The organism is Kribbella sp. NPDC058245 (assembly GCF_042882005.1).
GTDB lineage: Bacteria > Actinomycetota > Actinomycetes > Propionibacteriales > Kribbellaceae > Kribbella.
The window spans coordinates 113,217-134,574 of sequence record NZ_JBHVWY010000017.1; the positions used below are offsets into that span (position 1 = coordinate 113,217).

Annotated in this window: 17 protein-coding genes; 11 read left to right on the plus strand and 6 right to left on the minus strand. The window is 68.3% G+C overall.

The features are described 5' to 3' along the window. The first annotated feature begins 286 nt into the window (after nt 1–286). The 6 genes from ACFVWG_RS33085 to ACFVWG_RS33110 all read left to right on the plus strand — a co-directional run bounded on the left by ACFVWG_RS33085 (nt 287) and on the right by ACFVWG_RS33110 (nt 5,875). Nucleotides 287–1,072: a phosphotransferase family protein gene (locus ACFVWG_RS33085; protein ID WP_391547396.1), complete on the plus strand. Its 786-nt coding sequence runs from the start codon at nt 287–289 to the stop codon at nt 1,070–1,072. Nucleotides 1,073–1,084: 12 nt separating this feature from the next. Further along, nucleotides 1,085–2,434, plus strand: coding sequence for a threonine/serine exporter ThrE family protein (locus ACFVWG_RS33090; protein WP_391547397.1), 1,350 nt, complete (start codon nt 1,085–1,087; stop codon nt 2,432–2,434). Between the two features lie 30 nt (nt 2,435–2,464). Next, nucleotides 2,465–3,631, plus strand: coding sequence for a winged helix DNA-binding domain-containing protein (locus ACFVWG_RS33095; protein WP_391547398.1), 1,167 nt, complete (start codon nt 2,465–2,467; stop codon nt 3,629–3,631). Nucleotides 3,632–3,776: 145 nt separating this feature from the next. After that, nucleotides 3,777–4,175 carry a cyclic nucleotide-binding domain-containing protein gene (locus tag ACFVWG_RS33100; RefSeq protein ID WP_391547399.1) on the plus strand — a complete coding sequence of 133 codons (399 nt, stop codon included), beginning with the start codon at nt 3,777–3,779 and terminating at the stop codon, nt 4,173–4,175. After that, entirely contained in the window at nt 4,165–5,160 is a 996-nt protein-coding gene (locus ACFVWG_RS33105; RefSeq protein ID WP_391547400.1) for an adenylate/guanylate cyclase domain-containing protein, read from the plus strand. Before ACFVWG_RS33100 ends, ACFVWG_RS33105 begins: the two co-directional genes overlap by 11 nt. Before the next feature lie 4 nt (nt 5,161–5,164). Next, the gene (locus ACFVWG_RS33110) at nt 5,165–5,875 is read left to right on the plus strand and encodes a GNAT family N-acetyltransferase (protein ID WP_391547401.1); all 711 of its coding nucleotides are present in this window, start codon (nt 5,165–5,167) and stop codon (nt 5,873–5,875) included. Between the two features lie 14 nt (nt 5,876–5,889). On the opposite strand, the gene ACFVWG_RS33115 is transcribed toward ACFVWG_RS33110, so the two are convergent. From ACFVWG_RS33115 to ACFVWG_RS33125, 3 genes are all read right to left on the minus strand, one after another. Continuing rightward, on the minus strand, nt 5,890–7,158 hold the full coding sequence (locus ACFVWG_RS33115; protein WP_391547402.1) for an HAAS signaling domain-containing protein: 1,269 nt from the start codon (nt 7,156–7,158) through the stop codon (nt 5,890–5,892). Next, nucleotides 7,155–7,484 carry a PadR family transcriptional regulator gene (locus ACFVWG_RS33120; protein ID WP_132175444.1) on the minus strand — a complete coding sequence of 110 codons (330 nt, stop codon included), beginning with the start codon at nt 7,482–7,484 and terminating at the stop codon, nt 7,155–7,157. The genes ACFVWG_RS33115 and ACFVWG_RS33120 overlap by 4 nt, the downstream gene beginning before the upstream one ends. A 415-nt stretch (nt 7,485–7,899) precedes the next feature. Further along, nucleotides 7,900–9,840 carry a Xaa-Pro dipeptidyl-peptidase gene (locus tag ACFVWG_RS33125; protein WP_391547403.1) on the minus strand — a complete coding sequence of 647 codons (1,941 nt, stop codon included), beginning with the start codon at nt 9,838–9,840 and terminating at the stop codon, nt 7,900–7,902. Between the two features lie 145 nt (nt 9,841–9,985). Between ACFVWG_RS33125 and ACFVWG_RS33130 the strand changes: the two genes are divergently transcribed. Together ACFVWG_RS33130 and ACFVWG_RS33135 are read left to right on the plus strand one after the other, a co-directional pair. Then, the gene (locus ACFVWG_RS33130; RefSeq protein ID WP_391547404.1) at nt 9,986–10,999 is read left to right on the plus strand and encodes a LacI family DNA-binding transcriptional regulator; all 1,014 of its coding nucleotides are present in this window, start codon (nt 9,986–9,988) and stop codon (nt 10,997–10,999) included. Nucleotides 11,000–11,014: 15 nt separating this feature from the next. Further along, on the plus strand, nt 11,015–11,917 hold the full coding sequence (locus ACFVWG_RS33135) for a 1,4-dihydroxy-2-naphthoyl-CoA synthase (RefSeq protein ID WP_391547405.1): 903 nt from the start codon (nt 11,015–11,017) through the stop codon (nt 11,915–11,917). On the opposite strand, the gene ACFVWG_RS33140 is transcribed toward ACFVWG_RS33135, so the two are convergent. After that, entirely contained in the window at nt 11,914–12,846 is a 933-nt protein-coding gene (locus ACFVWG_RS33140) for a ricin-type beta-trefoil lectin domain protein (RefSeq protein ID WP_391547406.1), read from the minus strand. The two genes, ACFVWG_RS33135 and ACFVWG_RS33140, sit on opposite strands and share 4 nt — an antisense overlap. Before the next feature lie 353 nt (nt 12,847–13,199). Between ACFVWG_RS33140 and ACFVWG_RS33145 the strand changes: the two genes are divergently transcribed. Genes ACFVWG_RS33145 through ACFVWG_RS33155 form a run of 3 tightly spaced genes read left to right on the plus strand, consistent with a single transcriptional unit; the run spans nt 13,200 to nt 19,209 of the window. Continuing rightward, nucleotides 13,200–13,667 (plus strand): sigma-70 family RNA polymerase sigma factor, encoded by a 468-nt coding sequence (locus tag ACFVWG_RS33145; RefSeq protein WP_391547487.1) that lies wholly within the window; start codon nt 13,200–13,202, stop codon nt 13,665–13,667. Then, nucleotides 13,664–14,716, plus strand: a complete 1,053-nt coding sequence (locus tag ACFVWG_RS33150) for a hypothetical protein (RefSeq protein WP_391547407.1) — start codon at nt 13,664–13,666, stop codon at nt 14,714–14,716. The genes ACFVWG_RS33145 and ACFVWG_RS33150 overlap by 4 nt, the downstream gene beginning before the upstream one ends. Next, nucleotides 14,707–19,209, plus strand: coding sequence for an FtsK/SpoIIIE domain-containing protein (locus tag ACFVWG_RS33155; protein WP_391547408.1), 4,503 nt, complete (start codon nt 14,707–14,709; stop codon nt 19,207–19,209). The genes ACFVWG_RS33150 and ACFVWG_RS33155 overlap by 10 nt, the downstream gene beginning before the upstream one ends. An 892-nt stretch (nt 19,210–20,101) precedes the next feature. Here the strand turns inward: ACFVWG_RS33155 and ACFVWG_RS33160 are convergent. Both ACFVWG_RS33160 and ACFVWG_RS33165 read right to left on the minus strand, forming a co-directional pair. Next, nucleotides 20,102–20,410, minus strand: a complete 309-nt coding sequence (locus tag ACFVWG_RS33160; protein WP_132409322.1) for a hypothetical protein — start codon at nt 20,408–20,410, stop codon at nt 20,102–20,104. A 36-nt stretch (nt 20,411–20,446) separates the two neighbouring features. After that, nucleotides 20,447–21,340 carry a hypothetical protein gene (locus tag ACFVWG_RS33165; RefSeq protein WP_391547409.1) on the minus strand — a complete coding sequence of 298 codons (894 nt, stop codon included), beginning with the start codon at nt 21,338–21,340 and terminating at the stop codon, nt 20,447–20,449. Nucleotides 21,341–21,358 lie beyond the last annotated feature (18 nt).

Below are 21,358 nucleotides of genomic sequence, written 5' to 3' on the forward strand. Positions count from 1 at the left end.
GGATCGGGGATTGGTCCGGGTGGTGGATCCTCCCCGCACTGGCTTGGTGAGGGCGTGCAGGTTCCCCGAACCGGTTTGGGGAGGATCCAGGATCGATTCGGGTGGTGGATGCTCCCCGCTGTGGGTTGGTGGGGGGGTGCACGGGTTCCCCGAACCGGTTTGGGGAGGTACAGCGCAGCAGGACTGGGTGCGCTTCTTACCGACTTGTCAGGGAGTAAGGGGTTTGGTTTAGGTACCCGGGTCTGGCACGGTTGGCGAGTGCGGGAAGGGTAGAGCAGGCGGCGGGATGCCGGCCGAGCGTGTTGTGGAGTGGGCTGCTGGGTGTTTGGGCAGCGAGGCGAGGGTCGTGTCGGTGCGGCCTTTGCATGGGGAGCAGGGGCCTTGGCTCTTGCGTGTCGGGGAGACAAGCGTTGTGCTGCGGGCGGTGACGCCGCGGGTTGACGCTGCGATGATCGCGACCGGGGTTGCGGCGTTGACGGTTGCGGAGGAGTACGGCGTACCGGCTCCGCGGTTGCTGGGGGTGGACCTTGAGTTGACGGCGTCGGTGGAGACGGTGGTGGGGAGTACGACGTGGCCGGAGCATCCCGACCTCGAGCGAGTTGAGGCGGCGCTGCGGCGGGTGCATGTGCCGTTGGAGGCACGGCCGGGGTTGCCACGAAGGATCCGCCCGATCGCGCTCGACGACTTTGCCCGGGACCGTCGTGAGGGCCTGCTGGCGACAACGCCATTGCTGAAGGTCGCGGACGACGTCATACAAGAAATCGCGGCACCGCGAGGCCCGACGGTGTTTCTGCATGGGGATGTGTGGCCGGGGAACGTGGCGTGGGCGAGTCCGACCGAGTGTGTGTTGATCGACTGGAAGACGGCGGGGGTTGGGGATCCCGGGGTGGACTTCGGTGAGCTACGCAAGCAGATGGCGATCACCTACGGGCTGACACCGCAAGGCGGGAGCGCCTACTGGGATGTGGTGGCGGCGCTCAACACGCCCACGGTGCTCTGGACACCCGAAGCGACGGAGCGGCGCGATGGGTTCTTGAGGGATGCGCTCAGACGGCTCAGGGTGGCGGTGTGATGTGCTGGTGGGGTGACGGATCTGGACGATCAGCGGGAGGTCTACCGGACGCTGGACCTGGCGCTCCGCGTGGGCGAGGTGCTGTTGTCCAGTGGGGCCGGTACGGCGGATGCGACGGCGACCATCCTGGGTGTCGCGGCGGCGGGTGCGCTGCGCGGGTGTGAGGTCGACATCACGTTCACGTCGATCGCGATCTCCTACCAGGCGTCGCCGGATACCGCGCCCGAGACGCACATGCGCGTGGTCCGGTACCGCTCGCAGGACTTCTCCCGCCTCACCGAGGTCGATCGCCTGGTACGGCGGTATGCGCGTGCTGAGGTCACCCGCGACGAGGCGAGTCGCGAGCTGGCCCGGTTGACGTCCGCCGGACCGCCGTACCCGCGCTGGACCGCCGTTGTCGCCTGGGGTGTGATGGCGGGTGGTGCGACGCTGTTGCTCGGTGGTGGCTGGCTGATCACGTTGGTTGCCGTCGTCACCGCGATTGCGATTGATCTGAGCAACCGGTGGTTCAACCGGCAGCGGTTGCCGGCGTTCTATCAGCAGGTGGCCGGGGCGTTCGTTGCGATGGCGGTCGCGCTGGTGCTGTACGCCGTACACGCACCGGTGGAACCGTCGTTGGTCGTTGCCGCAGGCATCATTATGTTGCTGGCCGGGATCGCGTTGACCGGTGCGGTGCAGGACGCGATCACCGGGTACTACGTGACCGCGGCCGCGCGCAGTCTGGAGGCGATGCTGCTCACCGGCGGCATCATCGCGGGGGTGAGCCTCGGGCTCGCGATCGGGATCAAGATGGGTTTCCATGTCGGCATCGAGGCGCAGACGATCCAGCTCTCCAACCTGCCGATCATGGTCGGCGCAGGCGCGTTGATGGCGGTCGCGTTCGCGTATGCGTCGTACGCGCCGCTGCGGGCGTTGCTGCCGGTCGCGGTGATCGGTGGTGGCGGATCGCTCGTGTACACGTTGATGACGCGGGCCGAGTTCGGGCCGGCGTGGTCGACCGCGGCGGCTGCGTTCGCGGTCGGGTTCGGTAGTTACTCGCTCGGCCGGAGGTCCGGCGTACCGCCGCTGGTGGTGGTCGTGTCCGGCACCGTGCCGCTCCTGCCCGGACTCACCATCTACAAGGGCCTCTACGAGCTGACCGGACTCGGCAACCTGATCGGGATCGTCAGCCTGGCCACAGCGGTCGCGATCTCGATCGCCATCGCATCCGGCGTGATCCTCGGTGAATACGTCGCGCAGCCGATCCGCCGCGAGGCCCGGCGCCTGGAGGACCGGCTCGCCGGACCGCGTCTGATCGGCCCCCGCCGCCCGATCCGCCGCAAGACGTCCCGCCGGCGCCGCGGGTGGTCCAAGACGTCCTGAACTGTCGGCGGCACCAGACAGAATGGCGACGTGCTGCACATTTCTGACGCTCAGCGTCGCGTCCGGCTGGCGTCGAGGCATGGGCTGGTGCGGCGGTTCGACACGATCGAGGCCGCGGTCCGGGGGATGACCGTGCTGCACGCGACCGAGGCCGCGACGGTCCACCTCTCGTTGTGGGCGCGCGTTGCCGGGGTGACCGTGGCGGACATCGAGCGGACCTTGTACGACGAGCGCAGCGTGGTGAAGCAGTTGGCGATGCGACGCACGCTGTTCGTGTTCCCGCGGGATCTCCTCCCGGCCGCGTTGGGGAGTGCCGCGCGGCGGGTCGCGATGCAACAGCGGGGGCGGTTGGCGAAAGACCTAGCTGCGAGCGGGATCACGACCCCCGAGAAGTGGATCGATGAGGTCGCTAGTGCAGTGCTCGAGTTGCTGGCGGACGGCACGACCCGAACGATGAGCGAGATGCGCGAGCAGGTCCCGGAGCTCGGGCACATGCGTCCGAGTGGTCCTGGTGAGCTTCCGGTCGGGCCGGTGGTGATGGCGATGCTCAGTGCGGAGGGCCGCGTGCTGCGCGGGGTGAATGCCGGCCACTGGCGCCTCAACAAGCCCGCCTGGACGTCCGCCGAGCACTGGCTCGGCCAACGGCCAACAGCGTTGGAAGAGTCCGAGGGGTACGCCGAACTGATCCACCGCTGGCTGGGAACATTCGGCCCGGGAACCGAGGCCGACATCGTCTGGTGGCTGGGCGCAACCAAGACCGCCGTACGCCGAGCGCTCGCGACCGTCGAAGCGGTTGAGGTGAGCCTCGACGGTGGTGGCACCGGTTGGGTCCTGCCGGACGACGTCCAGGACGAGCGCCCAGAACCCTGGGCGGCGCTCCTCCCATCGCTCGATCCGACGGTCATGGGGTGGAAGGAGCGGGACTTCTACCTCGACCCGGCCGACAAGCCGTACCTGTTCGACAGCAACGGGAACGCGGGCAACACCGCCTGGTGGGACGGCCGGATCGTCGGGTGCTGGCTGCAGGACGCCGAGGACCCGGCCGCGCCCGTCCGCCTCGTCATCCACGACAACGTCGGCAACCAGGCGCGCAAGGCCCTCGAGGCCGAGGCCGAACGCCTCACCACCTGGCTGGACGGCGTGCGCATCACCAACGTCTACGCCTCACCGCAGATGCGCGGCCTCCGCCTGCCCTAACGCACTTCGTCCAGGACGCCGCCGCCCCCGGTTGTTTCGGCGAGCCCGTCGGGTCGGGGAGACCAGTTCGGGGATGCTGATGACCTGCGAGGGGTGCAGCCGTTAGAGTTACTGACGGGAAACATCGGCGACTCGGAGGATCGACGTGGCACTGGGTAGAACGTCCCCGCGGGACCTGCCGCTGTTCGCGGATCTGTCCGGTAAGGACATCCGGGACATTTTCCGGGCCGGCGAAGAGGTGTCGGTGCCGGCCGGGTGGTCGCTCATTCTGGAGCAGACCGCGCCGGACGCGGCGTACCTGATCCTGAGCGGTACGGCGGCGGTCCGGGAGAAGGGCAAGGAGATTGCCGAGCTCGGTCCGGGCGATATCGCCGGCGAGGTCGGGGTCCGGAAGAACATGTTGCGGACAGCAACGGTCACGGCGAAGTCGCGGCTGCAGTTGCTGCACTTCACCCGCGAGAAGTTCGAGGACCTGACCCGGCGGCTGCCGGACTTCCGGGAAGCCATCGACGCCACCATCGCCGAGCGCCGCGGTGGTTCCTGAGGCGTCCCCCGCTGAGGGGCAGCCGGATCTGGGCGCCCTGCAGGCCGAGTTCGAGCGCACGCTGCTCGGCGGGGACCGGAAGTTCACCCGGATCGAGGTGTCCGAGCGGGCCGGGATCTCGATCGCGCGCGCCGAGCGGATGTGGCATGCGCTCGGGTTCGCGACGGTGCCGGACGACGAGGTGGCGTTCACCGACGGCGACGTCGAGGCGCTGCGGCTGGTCGCGGCGCTGGAGGACGACAACTTCATCGACCCGGAGATGGAATCCTCGCTCGCCCGGAAGCTTGGCCAGACCCAGTCGCGGCTGGCCTCCTGGCAGTCTGCGATGTTCCTGCAGTTCCTGGCCACGGCGCCGCTGGAGGCCGACGAGGCGATCGAGGTCGCTGGGCTGCTGCTGCCCGCGATGGAGAAGTTGCAGACCTACGTCTGGCGCCGGCACCTCGCCGCCGCGGCCGGCCGGGCGGTGGCGGGTTCCGACGAAATGGCCCGCGGGATTCGCGCGGTCGGGTTCGCCGACATCGTCAGCTACACGCGGCTGACCCGGCGGCTGACCGAGATCGAGCTCGGCCAGCTGATCGAACGGTTCGAGGGCATGGCCGCGGACGTCGTCGCGCTGAACGGCGGCCGGGTGATCAAGTCGATCGGCGACGAGGTCCTGTTCGTCACCGACACCGCCGCCCAGGCCGCGGCCGTCGCACTCGCCCTCCAGGACGCGGTCGCCGCCGTGGACGACCTGCCTGAGCTGCGAATCGGCCTCTGCTACGGCAGCATCCTGATCCGCCTCGGCGACGTGTACGGCGAAGTCGTGAACATCGCCGCCCGTCTCACCTCCGAGTGCAAACCCGGTCGCGTCCTCGTCGATCGCGAGCTGGCCGCCGCGCTCGACGGACACCCGTCGTACCGGCTCCGCAAGCTCCGCCGCGTCTCCGTCCGCGGCTACCACCACCTCACGCCCTACGCCCTCCAACGGGCTGAGACAGAATGAAGTTGTGCAGGAGATTCACACCACAGCTGACCTGATCACCGCGGCCGCTGGGGATCCGCTGATCGTCTGGGCTGGGCAGGGCTTCGCGCCTGGCGTCCGGGCCTGGTACGACGGGAGCGCGGTCGCCGTCGCATCCCCGGAGCTCTCGAAACGCGATCGCCTGGCCGTCGCCGGACCGCCGGCCGAGGTCGCCCGGCTGATCACCTCGATCGACGCGGGTACGTCGTACCGGCCGTTCGGCGATGAGGATCTGATCAGGGAGCTCTCGGATCGCGTGCCTGGGTTGGAGTTTTCGGCCGCGTTCGGCTGGATGGACACGGCCGAGGTTCCGGCGGTCACGACGACCGCGGCATGGCTGGACGGGGACGATGGGGTCGAGGCGTTGCTGACCGAGGCGTCACCTGAGTCGTATGCGTGGCCGGGTCGTTCCGGTGTACGGCGCTGGGCCGCGATCTCGGCGGATGACGGCGAGCTGTTGAGCATCGCGGCCGATGCGTGGAGCGCACCCGAGATCGGATTCCTGGCCGGCGTGACCACCCGGGCGGTTGCCCGGGGCAAGGGATTGTCCCAGCAGGTCTGCGGATTCGGCACCGCCGAGCTGGTGAAACGGCACGGCCGGGCCGGGCTGATGGTCGACCGCGACAACCCCGCCGCGATCGCGGTCTACCACCGCCTGGGATACACCTACCGCCGCGTCGCCGCGGCGCATTATTAACGGGTCGGCTGGACCTAACGGGTCGGCTGGACCGTCAACGTCGCACCCGGCTTGCCTGCTGTCGGCTTCACGCTAGGTGTCGGCGTGGGGATCGGCTTCGAAGCGGCCGGCGGCGTCGGCGTCGGGGTGGGCGTCGGCGTCAGGTTCGGGAACTGCGGCGGGGCGAACGGCGGCTTCGAGTTGTCCGTGCAGACCGGCTCGGCCGGGGGCTCGGTCTCGGTGCCGGTCTCATCCGTCGGCGTCGGGTACGTCGCGATCGGGTGCGGGAAGATGTTGCTGTTCCCCGGGCTCGCGTTGTTGTTGTTGCTGTTGTTCTCCGTCAGGCAGTCCTGCAGCGGCAGGGTGATCGCCTCTCCGTCCTGGGTGTACAGGGCAACCGAAATTTGCTTGCCCTGGGCATCGAACGGGTAGATGTTGCTGACGTCCTTGCCGTTCCAGGTCAGTCCCTGCTCCGGCGGGTTGTAGTTGGAGTTGCTGTTGTTGTTGTAGTCGCGGTCGAAGACGCCGCTGTACGCGCCGAGGAAGGCGGCGGACAGGAAGGCCGGTACGGCGATCGCGGCGACCACGTTCAGCGGGACGACGTACCAGAGCCAGCGGTGGTCCTGCTGCGTACGCCGCGCGACCCACACCGAGACGATGGCCCCGGCGATCGCACCGACGACCGCGACCGCGCCGGCGCCGAAGAGCAGGAAGAAGCCGCCACCGCCGACCGCACCGCGCAGCACCCACCAGACCGGCTGGCCGATCGTGACGAGCTCCTTGCGCAGGTTCGGCGGGATCTGGTCGAGCAGGTCGCGGATCGCGCGCTCGCCGCGCTGACCCTGCGGGGTGTCGAGGACGATCCGCGGGTCGTTCCCGCGCAAGGCCTTGACCCCGAAGTACGCCGCGCCGAAGAGGATGACGAAGCCGACGAACCCGAAGAAGGCACTCACGCCACCGCCGCCGGAGAACACCGCGATCATCACGAAGAACGGACCGACCAGGGCAGCGATCAGGCCCCAGCGGAGTGACTTCTTGGCCGGGTTCTGGTCGGCCGGCGGCTTGGTTGTGCGGGGCGGGTAGCCGGCCGCGGTGCGCAGCTCGTCGGCGTACTGCCGCGGGGTGCCGAGGCGCTCGTGCAGAGCGGTGATGGTCGGCTCGCTGTCGAACTCGGCCGCGACCTCGGTGAGATGACCGCTGACGTCCTCGAGGACGTCAGCCAGCTCGCCGGGCGGGAGGTCGCTCAGCTCCGCGCGCACCTGGCTCAGGTACATCGCGACCGCTCCGGTCAGGGTGCTGTTCACGCGGCCTCCTTGGTCAGCAGCAGTACCGACATGATGTCGGCGAAGTGGGTCCACGTCCGGGTGGACTGGTCGAGCAGGTCGTGGCCGGTCTTGTTCAGCCCGTAGTACTTGCGGTGCGGGCCTTCCTCGCTGGGCTGCACGTACGACGTCAGCGCGCCGGCCGCGAACAGCCGCCGGAGCGTCCCGTAGACCGACGCGTCCGCCACGTCATGGAGCCCGGCAGCGCGCAGCCGCCGGAGAACGTCGTACCCATAGCCGTCGGCGTCGCGCAGAACCGCGAGCACCGCCAGGTCGAGCACCCCTTTGAGCAACTGGCTCGTATCCATCCCCAACCTCCTCATCTGCACCACACACTACTACACACTGTGGAGTACTACGCAATGAGTAACCCGGGGTTGGTCCTCGCCGAGTGGATCCACCGTGCGACTGGTGCCTGCGCCGAGTGGATCCACTGTGTCGAGTGGCGCGGGTGTGTTGCCAGCAAGCGTTTGCCAGCAGCATGGTCCGCACACTCGGTGGCGGCGTGCACGGTGGGTTCAGTCGACGAGTGGGCGGTGCCGAGTGGTTCCACCGTGCAGTCCGACTGTGCGCCGTGTGATCCGGCTATGCGCCGAGTGGTTCCACGGTGCGGCTGGTGTCTGCGCCGAGTGGATCCACCGTGCGGCTGGTCTATGCGCCGAGTGGATCCACCGTGCGGTCAAGACCCGGACCCGGTACGAAGTCGCCGGGCGCTCGTCCTCGTCAGTTCTTGGGGTCGTGCAGGTCAGGGCGCTGGCTCGGGGTGGTGATGTCCACGTCGAGCGGGGCGACCTTGGTCGGGGCGGTCAGCTTGCCAGTGGTGAGGGGGAGGTTCAGGCGGCTGGCGGCCAGGTCGATGGAGATCGTGGCGCCGGTGTCGTTCGGGCTCGTCCACTCGACGTCGGACAGGGTGACGGCCAGGCCGAGGATGCGGCCCTTCGGGATGATCTCGTCCTGGGCCCGGAGCGGGACGGTGACGGTCGTCCACTTGCCGGGGGTCAGCGGCTTCGGCTTGGCGTTCGAATCGCTGTGCGCGGCGTCGATCCAGCCCCGGCTGACGATGCCGTGGTCGGACTGCGTGGTGAGCTTCTGCACGGTGAAGTAGCAGCTGTCGTCGTACGACGTGCTCTCGCCCGCGCAGGTCTCGGTGCCGGTACGGCGAACGCCCGAGTACCGCTTTGCGTCGCCGTACTCGACGAGGCGGGCAGTGACCGGCGTGGTGGCCGAGTCGGCCTTGATCCGCAGCGTCACGGTCGGTGTGCCACTGACGCGGATCGCGGCCGGGAGCGGTGCGGACAAGAACATCTGCCGGCCCGCGATCTCGTCGGACGGCGTGGCCACGATGTCGTCCTCGGTCAGGTCCGGGTCGTCGGTGATGGTGACGGTTCCCTTGCCGACGGCACCTAGTTTGCCGGCGGCCAGCGGCACCGGTACGGCGTGCTTCGTGGCCGGCCAGGTCTTGTAGTCGTTCCACACGTCGGGCGAGGTCTCGACCGAGGCCATCGGCTCGCGCATCACGTTGTTCGGCAGGCCCTGCAGCCAGTAGTCGAACCACTTGTGCAGCTCGTTCACCCAGTCGTCGCGGCGGAACTCGAACGGGTCGACGTGCTCCTCGAGGCCGAGCCAGATCTTGCGCGGCACGTTGTTCTTGGCGAGGGCGTCCCACCACTGCGAGAAGTGATTGGTCTGCACGTTGTAGTCGCTCAGGCCGTGGGTGATGAAGACCGACGCCTTCACCTTGCGCGCGTCCTTCACGTAGTCGCGCTCGGCCCAGAACTTCGTGTAGTCGCCGGTCTCGTCGTCGTCGTTGTCCCCGAGGTCGGCGCGGACCGCGTCACAGGCGGGGGTGTCGTGACCGACGTATCCACCGAGCCAGGGCATGTAGTCGTCGGAGTACGGGACGCCGCCGGAGCGGGTGTAGTCGTACCAGGACGAGATGGCCGAGATCGGGACGATCGTCTTCAGGCCCTTGACCCCGGTCGCGGCGACCCCGTTGGCCAGGGTGCCGTCGTAGGACTTGCCGATCATGCCGACCGCGCCGGTCGTCCAGGACGCCGTCACCGGCGAACCGTCCGAGGTGTGCGCGCTGTTGCGGCCGTTCAGCCAGTCGATCACCGCGACCACGGAGTCGATCTCGTCCTTGCCGCCGACGTCACCACAACCGGTGGACCGGCTGGTGCCGACGATGTCGACGCCGACCATGGCGTACCCGCGCGGGACGAAGTAGTTGTCGTAGAACAGCGGCATCTTCTTGATGACGCCGTTCTCGTCGTAGGTCTTGGTCTCGCTCTCGTTGCCGCGGCCGCAGCACTCGTAGTACGGCGAGGCGTCCATGATCACCGGGATCTTGCGGCCGGTCAGCGCGGTCTCGCTCGGCCGGACGATGTCGACCGCGATCACGTCGTTCTTGCCATCGGAGTCGGTGTCCATCGTGGTGTCGACGTAGACCGACTCGCGGATCGCGTTCGCGTAGTCGTAGACCGGCTCGGTGCTGTGCGTGCGCTGGTCGATGTTCGGCGGCGGGCCGGCCGGGATCGGGCTCCCGGCGCGCGAGCCGTCGGGGCCGTCCGGAACCGGCGCAGCCGTGGCAGAACTCATGGCAGCGCCGAAACAGAGCGCAGTGGACGAGACCAGGATCGTCACCCTGGTGCGGACGGTCGTCATGGATGGGAAGGCTAGTCACTCGCGTGTCGCAAAGCCAGGTGCTGGGCGGATTGCCCGCGACTTGCCCGGTACACAGCGTCACGGGAAGAGCTTTCCGATAAGGTGACCGCCACCGCCCCGGGGGGAAGGGACGAAAGGGTAGCCAGTGAATCTGCGAGCACCGGTCACATTGCTGGACGTGGCACAGCGCGCCGGCGTGTCCGTCGCGACGGCCTCCCGCGTCCTGAACGGCGGGGACCGCATCCCCCGGCCGGAGCTGCAGGAACGCGTCAAAGCGGCGGCCGACGAACTCGGGTACACGCCGAACGCACAGGCCCAGGCCCTGGCGAAGTCGTCGACCAACGTGGTCGGCATCCTGGTCCACGACATCGAGGATCCGTACTTCGCCGCGATCGCGAACGGCGTGATGCGGGCCGCCGACGAGCGGAACCTGCTGGTGATGCTGGCCAGCACGTTCCGTGATGCGGAGCGTGAGATTGCCTACCTGGCCTCCTTGCGCGCCCAGCGCGCCCGGGCCGCGGTGATGATCGGCAGCCGGCGCACGGACGCCGAGAGCCTGACCCGGACCGCATCCGAAGTTTCCTCTTTCCTGAACTCCGGTGCGGGTCTGGCGTTGGTGAGTCAGTCCGGAATGCCGGCGCACACGATCGAGCCCGACAACCGGGCGGGTGCCGCCGAGCTGGCGCGTTCGCTGGCCGGGCTGGGCTGGCGCAAGTTCGGCATCCTCGGCGGGCCCGACACGCTGGCGACCGCACGCGATCGGCGGGACGGATTCGTGGCCGGGCTGGCCGATTCCGGACTCGAGCCGGTCGCGATCGAGATCGGCGACTTCACCAGGGACGGCGGATACGCCGCGGCTGAGGAGTTGCTGGATCGCGGTGTCGACGTGGACTGCCTGTTCGCGGTGAACGACGTGATGGCCGTCGGTGCGATGTCCGCGCTGCGGGCGCGTGGCGTCGCCGTACCGGGGCAGCTCGGTGTGGCTGGGTTCGACGACATCGCGACGCTGCGGGACGTGTGGCCGAGCCTGACGACGGTGCGGTTGCCGTTGGAGCAGATGGGACGGCGCGCATTGGAGCTGGCGATCGAGGGCGGCGAGGCGACGACCGAGACCTTCAAGGCCGAGGTCGTCCTGCGCGAAAGCACCGCGAGAGCCTGAACTAGTCTCGGGCAGGTGACCGTTTCCGAGATCTTCGACCCGTCGGCCTGGAAGCAGGTGGACGGCTTCGAGCTGACCGACATCACTTATCACCGCGCGGTCGACGCAGGCGTCGTCCGGATCGCGTTCAACCGGCCCGAGGTGCGCAACGCGTTCCGGCCGCACACCGTCGACGAGCTGTACCGCGTGCTCGACCACGCGCGGATGTCGTCCGACGTGGGTTGTGTGCTGCTGACGGGCAACGGGCCGTCACCGCGCGACGGCGGCTGGGCGTTCTGTTCCGGTGGTGACCAGCGGATCCGCGGCAAGGACGGTTACAAGTACGCCGAGGGCACGACCGCGGAGAGCATCGACCAGGCCAAGGCCGGCCGGCTGCACATCCTCGAGGTCCAGCGGCTGATCCGATTCATGTCGAAGGTCGTCATCTGCGTCGTACCGGGCTGGGCGGCCGGTGGCGGACACAGCCTGCACGTCGTCGCGGACCTGACGCTGGCGTCGGCGGAGCACGCGCGGTTCAAGCAGACCGATGCGGACGTGGCGTCGTTCGATGGTGGGTTCGGGTCGGCCTACCTGGCGCGGCAGGTAGGGCAGAAGTTCGCCCGGGAGATCTTCTTCCTCGGCGACGAGTACTCCGCCGAGGACGCCTACCGGATGGGCATGGTGAACAAGGTCGTGCCGCATGCCGAGCTCGAGGCGGTCGCGCTCGAGTGGGGCAAGAAGATCTGCGCGAAGTCACCGACGGCGCAGCGGATGCTCAAGTACGCCTTCAACATGATCGACGACGGACTGGTCGGCCAGCAGTTGTTCGCCGGTGAGGCGACCCGGCTGGCCTACGGCACCGACGAGGCCGCCGAAGGACGCGACTCCTTCCTGGAGAAGCGCCCTGCCGACTGGTCGCCGTACCCGTACGCGTTCTAGCTCTTCCACTTCTGCACCGGGGCACCGGCGCAAGAGCGGAGGGTGAGCTTCGCGCCGTTGTCGCCGGAGTCGGCGGTGACGCACTTGTGGGTGTTGGGGTTGACCAGCTCGCGCTGGTCGGTGAGCTGGAACTTCTGGGCCCAGCCGCCGTTGCAGTTGGCGACCTGGATCTGGGTACCGTCCGTCGACTGCGCGTTCGCCACGTCCATGCAGAGATTCAGCGAGCGGATGGTTCCGTCCGGCTGGAAACTCCAGTGCTGGTTGGCGTTTCCGGTGCAGTCCCAGGCGATCAGCGGCGTGCCGTCACGGCCGACGCCGTCGCCGGCGTCCTTCACATCGATGCAGCGGTTGGAGCTGTCGCTCTTCAGCGCCATCGGCTGCTGCGCACCCGGCGCCTGCGGCCCGCCGATCGCCTCCGCACCCTTGGGCGGCGGGGCCTTCACCGTCGTTGTGGTGTTGGTGGTCTTCGTGGCGGTCGTGGTCGCGGTCGCCGTGGTGGTGGCGTTCACCGTGGTGGTTGCCGGTGGCAAGGTTATGGTCGCGGTCAGGTTCTTGCCCGGGACGGTGACCACCATCGTGGTGTTCTTGCCCGGCACCGTCACGGTTGCCGGGGGCAACGTTACGGTCACGCCGGGCTTGAGCACCGTGGTGATCGACGTGCCCGGAGTCGGTACGACGCCGGTCGGGGTTCGGCCAACGAGTGGCGCATCAGCTGCGTAGGCTGGTGAATTTCCACCGTCGGAGTGCATCAGCGCCGGTACGGCGAAGGCGATGCCGGCCACGAACCCGGTCACCAGCAGCGTGGCCGACCAGGCGCGCCGGTCCGGCATCCGGCTGACCCGGGGCAGGTCCGGCCGCTGGGCGAAGGTATCCGCGAAGCGTGACGACGAGGGCTTCGCCGTCTTGCCGGGGATTCGGGGTGACCTCACGTCAGCTCCTGTGCTCTGGGACGGTAGGGCAAGGGTGCTCATATGAGCGGAAGAGCTCATGCCCGCAAGGGATTCCGGGCATTGTCACTCCGCAGGATCACCCGGCCACCCGCCCCTCGTCAAACGATCGCGAGTTTGTGATGCCGGTCACCGTGCCAAACCGACCGGTCGTCGCATGTGACCTCTTTGTTGCTGTTCGTTCACCGTCTGTTGTTGCCATGAGAGCGTTCTCAGATTACTTTGGCGACTGATCTGGGGGTCCTCCAACGAGTCGCCCACGAGGGAGATCCATCATCGACGAGTGCGCGCGCCGGACCATCGTCATCGATCTGTGTCTGGCCGAACGAGACAGCCTGCGCAGGTATGTGACGAGCATCCTGGGCCGCGACAGTCATGCGGTCGAGGACGTCGTCCAGGAAACTTTGTTACGGGCCTGGCAGTTGGCCGAGCGGATCGAGTGGACCGACCGCCCGGTCCGGATGTGGCTGTTCCGGGTCGCCCGGAACCTGGTCATCGACCAGCACCGCCGCGACGGCCGCGCCGTACCGGTCGGGCTGGACGCGCCGGACTTCGAGAGCGACCGGCAGCCCGACGAGGTGCAGCAGGTGATCGACCGCCGGGTGCTGGTCGAGGTGCTGCGCCGGTTGTCGCCCGCGCACCGTGAGGTCGTCGCCCGGATCCATCTGCTCGGTCACCCCGGCGAAGAGGTCGCGGCCGTGCTCGGTGTCCCGCTGGGGACGGTGAAATCACGGGCCCACAACGCCGTTCGGCAGATCCGCGCCGAACTCACCCGCGGAGATTGGGCCGGAGCTGCTGCATGACGGGGTTCGGTAGCAGTGGTGTGCGCGCATTCCTCGGGTACGTCGGTGTCGGGCTGCTCGTCATCATCCTGGTCAACCTGCTGGTCCGGAAGCTCGGTGGCTGGAAGCGGCTCGGGCGCTGGATCAAGCGCGAGACCAAGCGGACCGTGCACGCGTTCGTCGAGCCGATCGCGGCCCGCCGTCGGTACCGGCGCCGGCTTCGGCTGCTGACACAGGTCTTGCGGGACCAGGCGGCCTGGACTGCAGCCGAGCAAGTGATTGTTGCCGCCGACAACCTTGTGCCCGGAACCGCGCCGTACGCGGTGGCGCTGACGCGCAAGCGGGTCGGTGTGCTGGTGGCCGGCCCGGAGGCCGACGTACCGCTGCCTGCACCGTGGCAGCACGACGACCAGGACCCGCGGTTGTGGTGGATCGACCGGGACAGCCTGCCGGAGCCGACCACGCGGCACACCGAGACGCCGCTGCTGGTCTGCCTCGGCACGGACAGCGGCGGCAGCGCCGTACTGATGATCGATGTGTTGTCCGGACCGCGCACGCTCTCCGTGTACGGCGTCAATCGGATCGCTCGGCCGGTGGTCCAGGCGATCGCGGCCCAGCTCGACGTCCGGCTGCCGGTCGGCGCGATCGAAGTTGCCGATGGCATCCATTCCCGGCATGACGGGTTGCCGCTCGCCGAAGCCCTGACCCGGCTCGGTGTCTGGTTCGTGGTCGGCGCCGAGCCCTTGCAGGGGCCGCTGCCGGCCGGTCGCCGGTTGCTCACCCTCGGGCCGTCGCGCGGCAGTTGCCGCCTGATCGAGGCGCTGCCGGACCAGAGTCTGCGGCTGCACGGCGCGGCCGAGTGGCTCCGGATCGATCCGTTGCCGTTGGCAAGGGCCGTGGCGCGGTCGATCCGTCGCCTGCCACCGCACGACTTCGGGACCGAGACCGCCGCGCTCGCGACCGAGCCGCTCGACGATCTCGACGACCTCAGCCTGCCGGACGGCCCGATCGGCGTCTCCGCCGCGGGCGGCGCCGGTGAGCCGACCCGGAAGGCTGCCTCGTGGAGCTGAACCTCACCACCGTCGAAGCCCGCTCGGGTGAGCGCGCCGACCGGATCGTCCGCGTCCCGCGCGGTCTGTCCGTGGCGGGACTGGCTGAGGGTCTCGGCAAGCCCGGTACGCCGCTCTTCCTCGGTCGCCGACTGCTTGATCCGACGACCCCGCTCGCAGGCTCGGGAGTCCGAACCGGTGGCGTTCTCGGCCTCGGCGGACCGATCGACGTACCGGATCTGCTGCAGGGCCAGCCGACTGGTACCGCGCCGGTTGTGGTCGAGCTGCATGCGGTCTCTGGTCCGGAGGCTGGGCGCGTGTGGCGGGTCGGGCCGGGGAGTCACGAGATCGGCTCGGATTTGTTGTGCACGATCCAGCTGACCGGGGACGACGTACCGACCGGTGGTTTGTGGGTGACGGTCGGACCAGCTGGTGAAGCGTTCTGGCATCGGACCGACGACCTCACGGGTGAGGTGGCGAGCCGGCAGATCGGGCCGCCGGAGGATGACGCGGCGACGACCGCGATCAGGGTCGAGGACGACGAGCACGCGGGCAACCCGGCCAAGTCACAGCGGGTGGTCGATCCCGGGCATGCCGCGGTCGGCGAGGTGCGCCCGTGGTTGCCGGACGAGGACCTCGCGGCCGGGACGGTGCTGCTGCGCTGCAGCGGTTCGATGGAGCCGCAGGCTGCGGTTCGGCTGGCCGACGACGGCTTCACCCTTGACTACAACCGACCGCCGCGACTCGCGCCGCACCTGGACGACGAGAAGATCCGGCTGCCAACGCCGCCGGCGCCGCCGCAGAAGCGCCCGTTCCCGTGGCCGGTCGTGATGGCGCCCGTCGTACTGGGGCTCGTGATGGTCGGGTTGTTCAACTCGTACTACTTCCTCGTCTTCACGATGCTCAGCCCAATGATGATGGGCATGAACTTCTTCAGCGCCCGGAAGACCAACCGCGCTGATCACATCGAGGCGCGGCGCCGGTACTTCGCCCGGATGGCCGCCCTGGAGGAGGAGATCGAGGCCGCGGTCACGCGGGAGCGGTTCATCCGCAACCTGACCGCGCCCGACCCGGTCCGGATCGCCCAGCTCGCGACCCGACCGGGCAGCCGGTTGTGGGAGCGCCGTCGTACCGATCCTGACTACCTGTTGCTCCGGCTCGGTACGGCGGATCAGCAGTCGCTGAAAGAGGTCGACGACCAAGGGCGCGAGGAGAACCACCGGACGATTCGCTGGACCATCCCGGACGCCCCGATCGCGCTGCCGATGCGCCAACACGGCGTACTGGGGATCGCTGGGCCCGCGCCGACGATTCGTGGGGTTGCCCGGTGGCTGGCGATCCAGGCCGCCGTACTGCATTCGCCGCAGGCGCTGCGCATCGTCGTACTGGCTGATGAAGAGACTGTTGACGAATGGCAGTGGGTTCGTTGGTTGCCGCAGTTGCGGCCGGACAAGGTCGACTCGGCAGCTGTGCTGATCGCGAACGACGAGTCCACGACGTACGCGCGGATCAGTGAGCTGGTCGCGCAGGTCCAGGGCCGGCACCGCCGGATCGCAGCCGAGGGACAGTCGGCGCAGAACCGGTTGCCCGAGACCGAGGTCGTGGTGATCGCGGACGGTTCGCGCCGGCTCCGCGACGTACCGGGCTTCATCCAGATCCTCACCGAGGGACCGGCCGTCGGGGTGTACTCGGTCTGCCTGGACCGTGACGAGCGTCTGCTCCCCGAGGAGTGCGGCGTGGTGATCGCGGCCGCAGAAGAGACGCTGATCATCCGTCGGCCGGGGATCCCCGACCAGGAGAACGTCCGCGCCGACCTGGTCACGCCGCAGTGGTGCGAGCAGATCGCCCGGGCGCTCGCGCCGGTGCGCGACATCAGCCCGGACCACGACGCCGGCCTGCCGAAGCTGGTCAAGCTGCTCGACGAGCTCGAGCTGGAACCACCGTCGGCCGCTCCGATCGTCGAGCGCTGGCGCCGACGCCCGGCCAGTACGTCGTTCGTGCTGGGTACCGACTTCGACGGTCGCTTCGCGGTCGACCTGGTCGCCGATGGACCGCACGGCCTGATCGCCGGTACGACGGGTTCCGGCAAGTCGGAGTTGTTGCAGACGATGGTCGCGTCGCTCGCGGTCTCGAACCGACCGGACGAGCTGACCTTCGTGCTGATCGACTACAAGGGCGGTAGCGCGTTCAAGGAGTGTGCCGGACTGCCGCACACGCTGGGCATGGTGACCGACCTCGACTCGCACCTGGTCGAGCGGGTGCTGGTGTCCCTGGACGCCGAGCTGCGCCGCCGGGAGCGGATCCTGGCCGCGGCCGACGCCAAGGACCTGGTCGACTACCAGATGAAGCGTGCCGCCGATCCGTCGATCGCGCGGTTGCCGCGGCTGCTGCTGGTGATCGACGAGTTCGCCGCGATGGTTGCCGAGATCCCCGACTTCGTTCCCGGTCTGATCAGCCTCGCGCAGCGGGGCCGGTCGCTGGGTATCCACCTGATCCTGGCCACGCAGCGGCCGGCGGGTGTGGTCACCGGCGACATCCGCGCGAACACCAACCTGCGGATCGCGCTCCGGGTCACCGACCAGTCCGAGAGCCAGGACGTCGTCGACGTGAACGAGGCGGCGTCGATCAGCACAGGGATTCCGGGCCGGGCGCTGATCCGGCGCGGGCCTCGTCTCGCGGATCTGTTCCAGACGGCGTGGGTAGGTGCCGAGCGCAAGGAAGGCGTCGAGCCATCCGGGCCGGTCGACCCGGCGGGTGTGACGGTGACTGAGCTGCCGTGGGAGTCGCTCGGGCGGCCGGTTGAGCATGAGCCCGAGGAAGAGGTCGAGGGGCCGGCTCCGACGGTTCCGCTGACCGACCTGCATGTGCTGGTCGAGGCGTTGCGCGAAGCGGCTGGCGAGTTGCCGGACTTCGCCGTACAGCCGAAGCCTTGGCAGCCTGCGTTGGGTGCGCAGATCCTGCTGGAGGATCTGCCGGATACCAGTGAGACCGAGATGTTCGTTCCGTATGCGCTGGAGGACATCCCGGCGCTGCAGCAGCAGCGGGTTGCCGGCATCGACTTCGATACCTTCGGCCATCTGTATGTGATCGGTGCGCCGCGGTCCGGGCGTACGCAGGTATTGCGGACGATGGCGGCGTCGGCAGCCAAGTCCTTGAGCGTCGCGGATGTGCACATCTACGGCATCGATGCGGCCGGTGGTGCGCTGGCTCCGCTGGAGACGCTGCCGCATTGTGGTGCGGTGGTTTCGCGGCACGACATGGAGCGGCTGACTCGACTGCTGCGTCGGTTGAACCAGGAGCTTACTGAGCGGCAGGAGCTGGCCGGGCAGCACAACGCGACCGGGCTGAACGAGCTGCGCAAGGCGCTGCCGAAGGCGAAGCGTCCGGCGCACATCATCGTGCTGATCGACGGCTGGGATGCGCTGTCGACGATGCTCGACGACCATGACGGCGGCAACCTCTTCGGTGAGGTACTGCGGCTGCTGCGTGAAGGCGGTGGTCTCGGTATCCACCTGATCGCCACCTCGGAGCGGTCGCTGCTCGGTGGCCGGCTCTCCTCGCACAACGATCACAAGCTGCTGCTGCGGCAGGCCGACCGGACCGACTACCAGGCGGCCGGTCTGCGGCTGGCGAAGGTACCGGCCATGGTCGCCGCTGGGCGCGGTTGGCATGTGCTGACCGGGACCGAGACGCAGGTCGCCGTACTGGCAGAAGGTGGTGGGTCGGCTCAGGTCGATGCGATCCGCGCGATCGCGGCCGAGGCGAAGAAGCGGGACTTCAAGGTCGCGCCCGACCGGCGGCCGTTCACGATCGCGGAGCTGCCGACCTCGGTGGAGTTCGCCGAGGTGTACGAGAAGGTCGCTGCGGGCGACCGGCGTCCGCAGTGGGGCCTGATCGGCCTCGGCGGTGACGAGGGTGGTGCGATCGGCGTCGACCTGGCCGGCGTCAGCTCGTCGTACGCGGTCCTTGGTTCGCCGGGCTCGGGCCGAAGCAACGCGCTGTCCTGTCTCGCTGTCTCGCTGCTGGCCAGTGGAACTTCACTGATCGTCATCACGCCCCGCGAGTCGCCGCTGCGCATGCTGCAACGGCACCCGCAGGTCGTGCTGATGGAACACGCCGATCCGCCCGAGGACGTCTTGCGCGCCACGCTCGACGCCATCCCTGGCCCCAAGGTGGTCGTCATCGACGACGCCGACCTGGTGATGACGTCGGCCGCGGACAAGATCCTCAAGGACATCGTCGTCTCCGGCCGCGACCAGGGCGTCGGCCTGATCTTCGCCGCCACCACCGACGGCTTCCAGTCCGGCCTCAGCGGCTGGTCCTCGGCCGCCCGCCGAGCCCGCCGCGGCCTGCTGCTGGAGGCACGCTCCATGTCCGACGGCGAACTCATCGGCGTCCGCGTCGGCTCCAACATCACCCGAGCCACCCCCCGCCTAGGCCGCGGCTGGACCACCGGCCCCGGCTCCATGCCCCTCACCATCCAAGTCCCCCTCACCGTCCTCCGCCCCCAATAACCCCACTCCCTCGCAACGTCCGAACGATCGGAGGGCCCGCCTCCGCTCTTTCGGACGTTAACCACAGTGCCGCCGTAGCGTCCGAACGTTCGGAGGGCCCGCCTCCGCTTTTTCGGACGTTAACCACAGTGCCGCCGTAACGTCCGAACGATCGGAGGGCACGCCTCCGCTTTTTCGGACGTTATGCCCGGCACCCCGTTAACGTCCGAAGGTTCGGAGGGCCCGCCTCCGCCTTTTCGGACGTTATGCCCGGCACCCCGTTAACGTCCGAAGGTTCGGAGGGCCCGTCTCCGGTTTTTCGGACGTTACGGTGTGGTGTGGTGGGGTGGGGTGCGTGGGGTTTGCGGGGAGCTGCTGCCGCTATACGGCAGTAGATCCACGCAAAGGTGGGGCGTGGGTGGGGGTTCGCCCGCCTGCGGCGGGTACTGAGCCTTCGGGTCGCGCGTCGCGGTGGCTGGGGTGGGTGGCGAGGCCCGGCGGTCGGCGTACCGGTTGTTTGAGGTACTGGGTTGTGGCTGGGGTTCATGCGGGGGTTGCCTGTTGGGTGACTGGGGAGTTTTTTGTGCCGGTGGGGGCTGCTGGGCTCCCCACTCCACCCGCACTGCGGCAGCAACCACGGCGGCGGGGCACCGGACCAGACCTCGGCGCGGCTGGCGGCAACCACAGCCCGGAACCTCAAACAACCGGTGCGCCGATCGCCGGGCCTCGCCATCCCCCTCGGCCCAAGACGGCCCCAGCCACCCTCCCACTGTCAATCGGCCGCAGCGGCGCTGAACTACGGCGGACGGATCCCGGCCGCATCGGAGCGACGCGGTACCGACGAGGCAGTAAGCCAAGCAACAAGCGAAGGGGCTCCAGACAGTTGCCTGGAGCCCCTTTCGATGGGCTGGAGTTACTTGGCCTGGTTGAGGGAGTTGCTGATGCCCTGGTCGAAGTCTTCGGCGTTCTTCTTGATGCTGTTGAACATCTCGCGGAAGTCCTCGATGCCCTTGACCGCGGCCTTCAGGCTGGTGTCGAAGTTGTTGTAGGTGTTGCGGATGACCTCACTGGACTGCTTGAACACCATGCCGTCGTCGACGAGCGTGTTGACCCGGGTCCGCAGGTTCTCCACCAGCGGGACGATCTGGTCGTGGGCGTTCTTCATCAGGTTGGTGACATCGACGATCTTGCCGTAGTCGAGGTTGATGCCGTCGTACGCCATTGCGGATGGTCCTTTCGGGGGTGGGCGTGCTGTTGTCTAGAAGACCGGTGGGTAGTACGTGTAGTCGTCCTCGGGCTTCGGCACCTCGACCCAGTCCGAGGAAGTGCCGTCCTCGTTGTCCGCGCCGCGGGTGTAGTCGGTCACTTCACCGTCGGAGTCGGTGACCTTCTTCGTGCCGCTGCCGTCACCCTTCAGATCGGTCACGGTGACGTCCTTCTTGCCGTCGGCGTCCGTGCTGGTGGACGTCGAGGTGCTGCTGTGGTCGTCGTTGATCTTGGTCTCGTCGTGGACCTTGCTGCCGTCCGGGTAGTCGCTGTCGGTGATCATCGTGTGCTTGTCATCGCTGTACGTCGTCACCGAGTGGTACGTCTTACCGTCGTACGTGACCGTGGTCTCTTCCTTGATCACGTTGCCTTTGTCGTCCACGGTCAGGTGGGTCTGGATGTTGCCGCGGTCCGTGGTGATCGTCTGGTCCAGCGGCGGGTGGTCGCCCGGGTTGGTGGCGCTGCAGAAGTCCGGCGCCTTCGTTCCGGCCGGGAGGTTCTCGCACTCGCTCTTGTGGGCCTGGTAGTAGTCCCACTGCGACTTGTCGCGGTAGTAGTTCGACAGCGCGAGGTTGCTGTTGGTGACGTTCATGCCCTGGGCGATCTCGGCGTCGAACTGGAGGAACGCCTCGCCGACCGAGCCGAACGAACCGGCCAGCTTCTTCAGGCCGTCCTCGGCCTTGGTCATCGTGCCCTGGGCGTTGGTGTGCAGCTCGGTGATCGCGGAGTCGATCTCGCTGCTGCCGAGGATGCTCGAACTGTCCTGCCCGGCCAGCGTGCTGAACAGACTGTCGTTCAGCGTCGGCTTGATGTTGCCCGCCAGATCCTCGAGATCCTTCTTGGCGTCGTTGAGCAGGTTGTAGTTCATCTTGAGTTTGTCCGGCACAACCCCTCCTGACCTCTC

Bases quoted from the DNA above. Each gene is read 5' to 3' on its own strand.
- ACFVWG_RS33085 (WP_391547396.1), top strand. From the start codon at position 287: ATGCCGGCCGAGCGTGTTGTGGAGTGGGCTGCTGGGTGTTTGGGCAGC.
- ACFVWG_RS33120 (WP_132175444.1), bottom strand. From the start codon at position 7,484: ATGGATACGAGCCAGTTGCTCAAAGGGGTGCTCGACCTGGCGGTGCTC.
- ACFVWG_RS33125 (WP_391547403.1), bottom strand. From the start codon at position 9,840: ATGACGACCGTCCGCACCAGGGTGACGATCCTGGTCTCGTCCACTGCG.
- ACFVWG_RS33150 (WP_391547407.1), top strand. From the start codon at position 13,664: ATGACGGGGTTCGGTAGCAGTGGTGTGCGCGCATTCCTCGGGTACGTC.
- ACFVWG_RS33160 (WP_132409322.1), bottom strand. From the start codon at position 20,410: ATGGCGTACGACGGCATCAACCTCGACTACGGCAAGATCGTCGATGTC.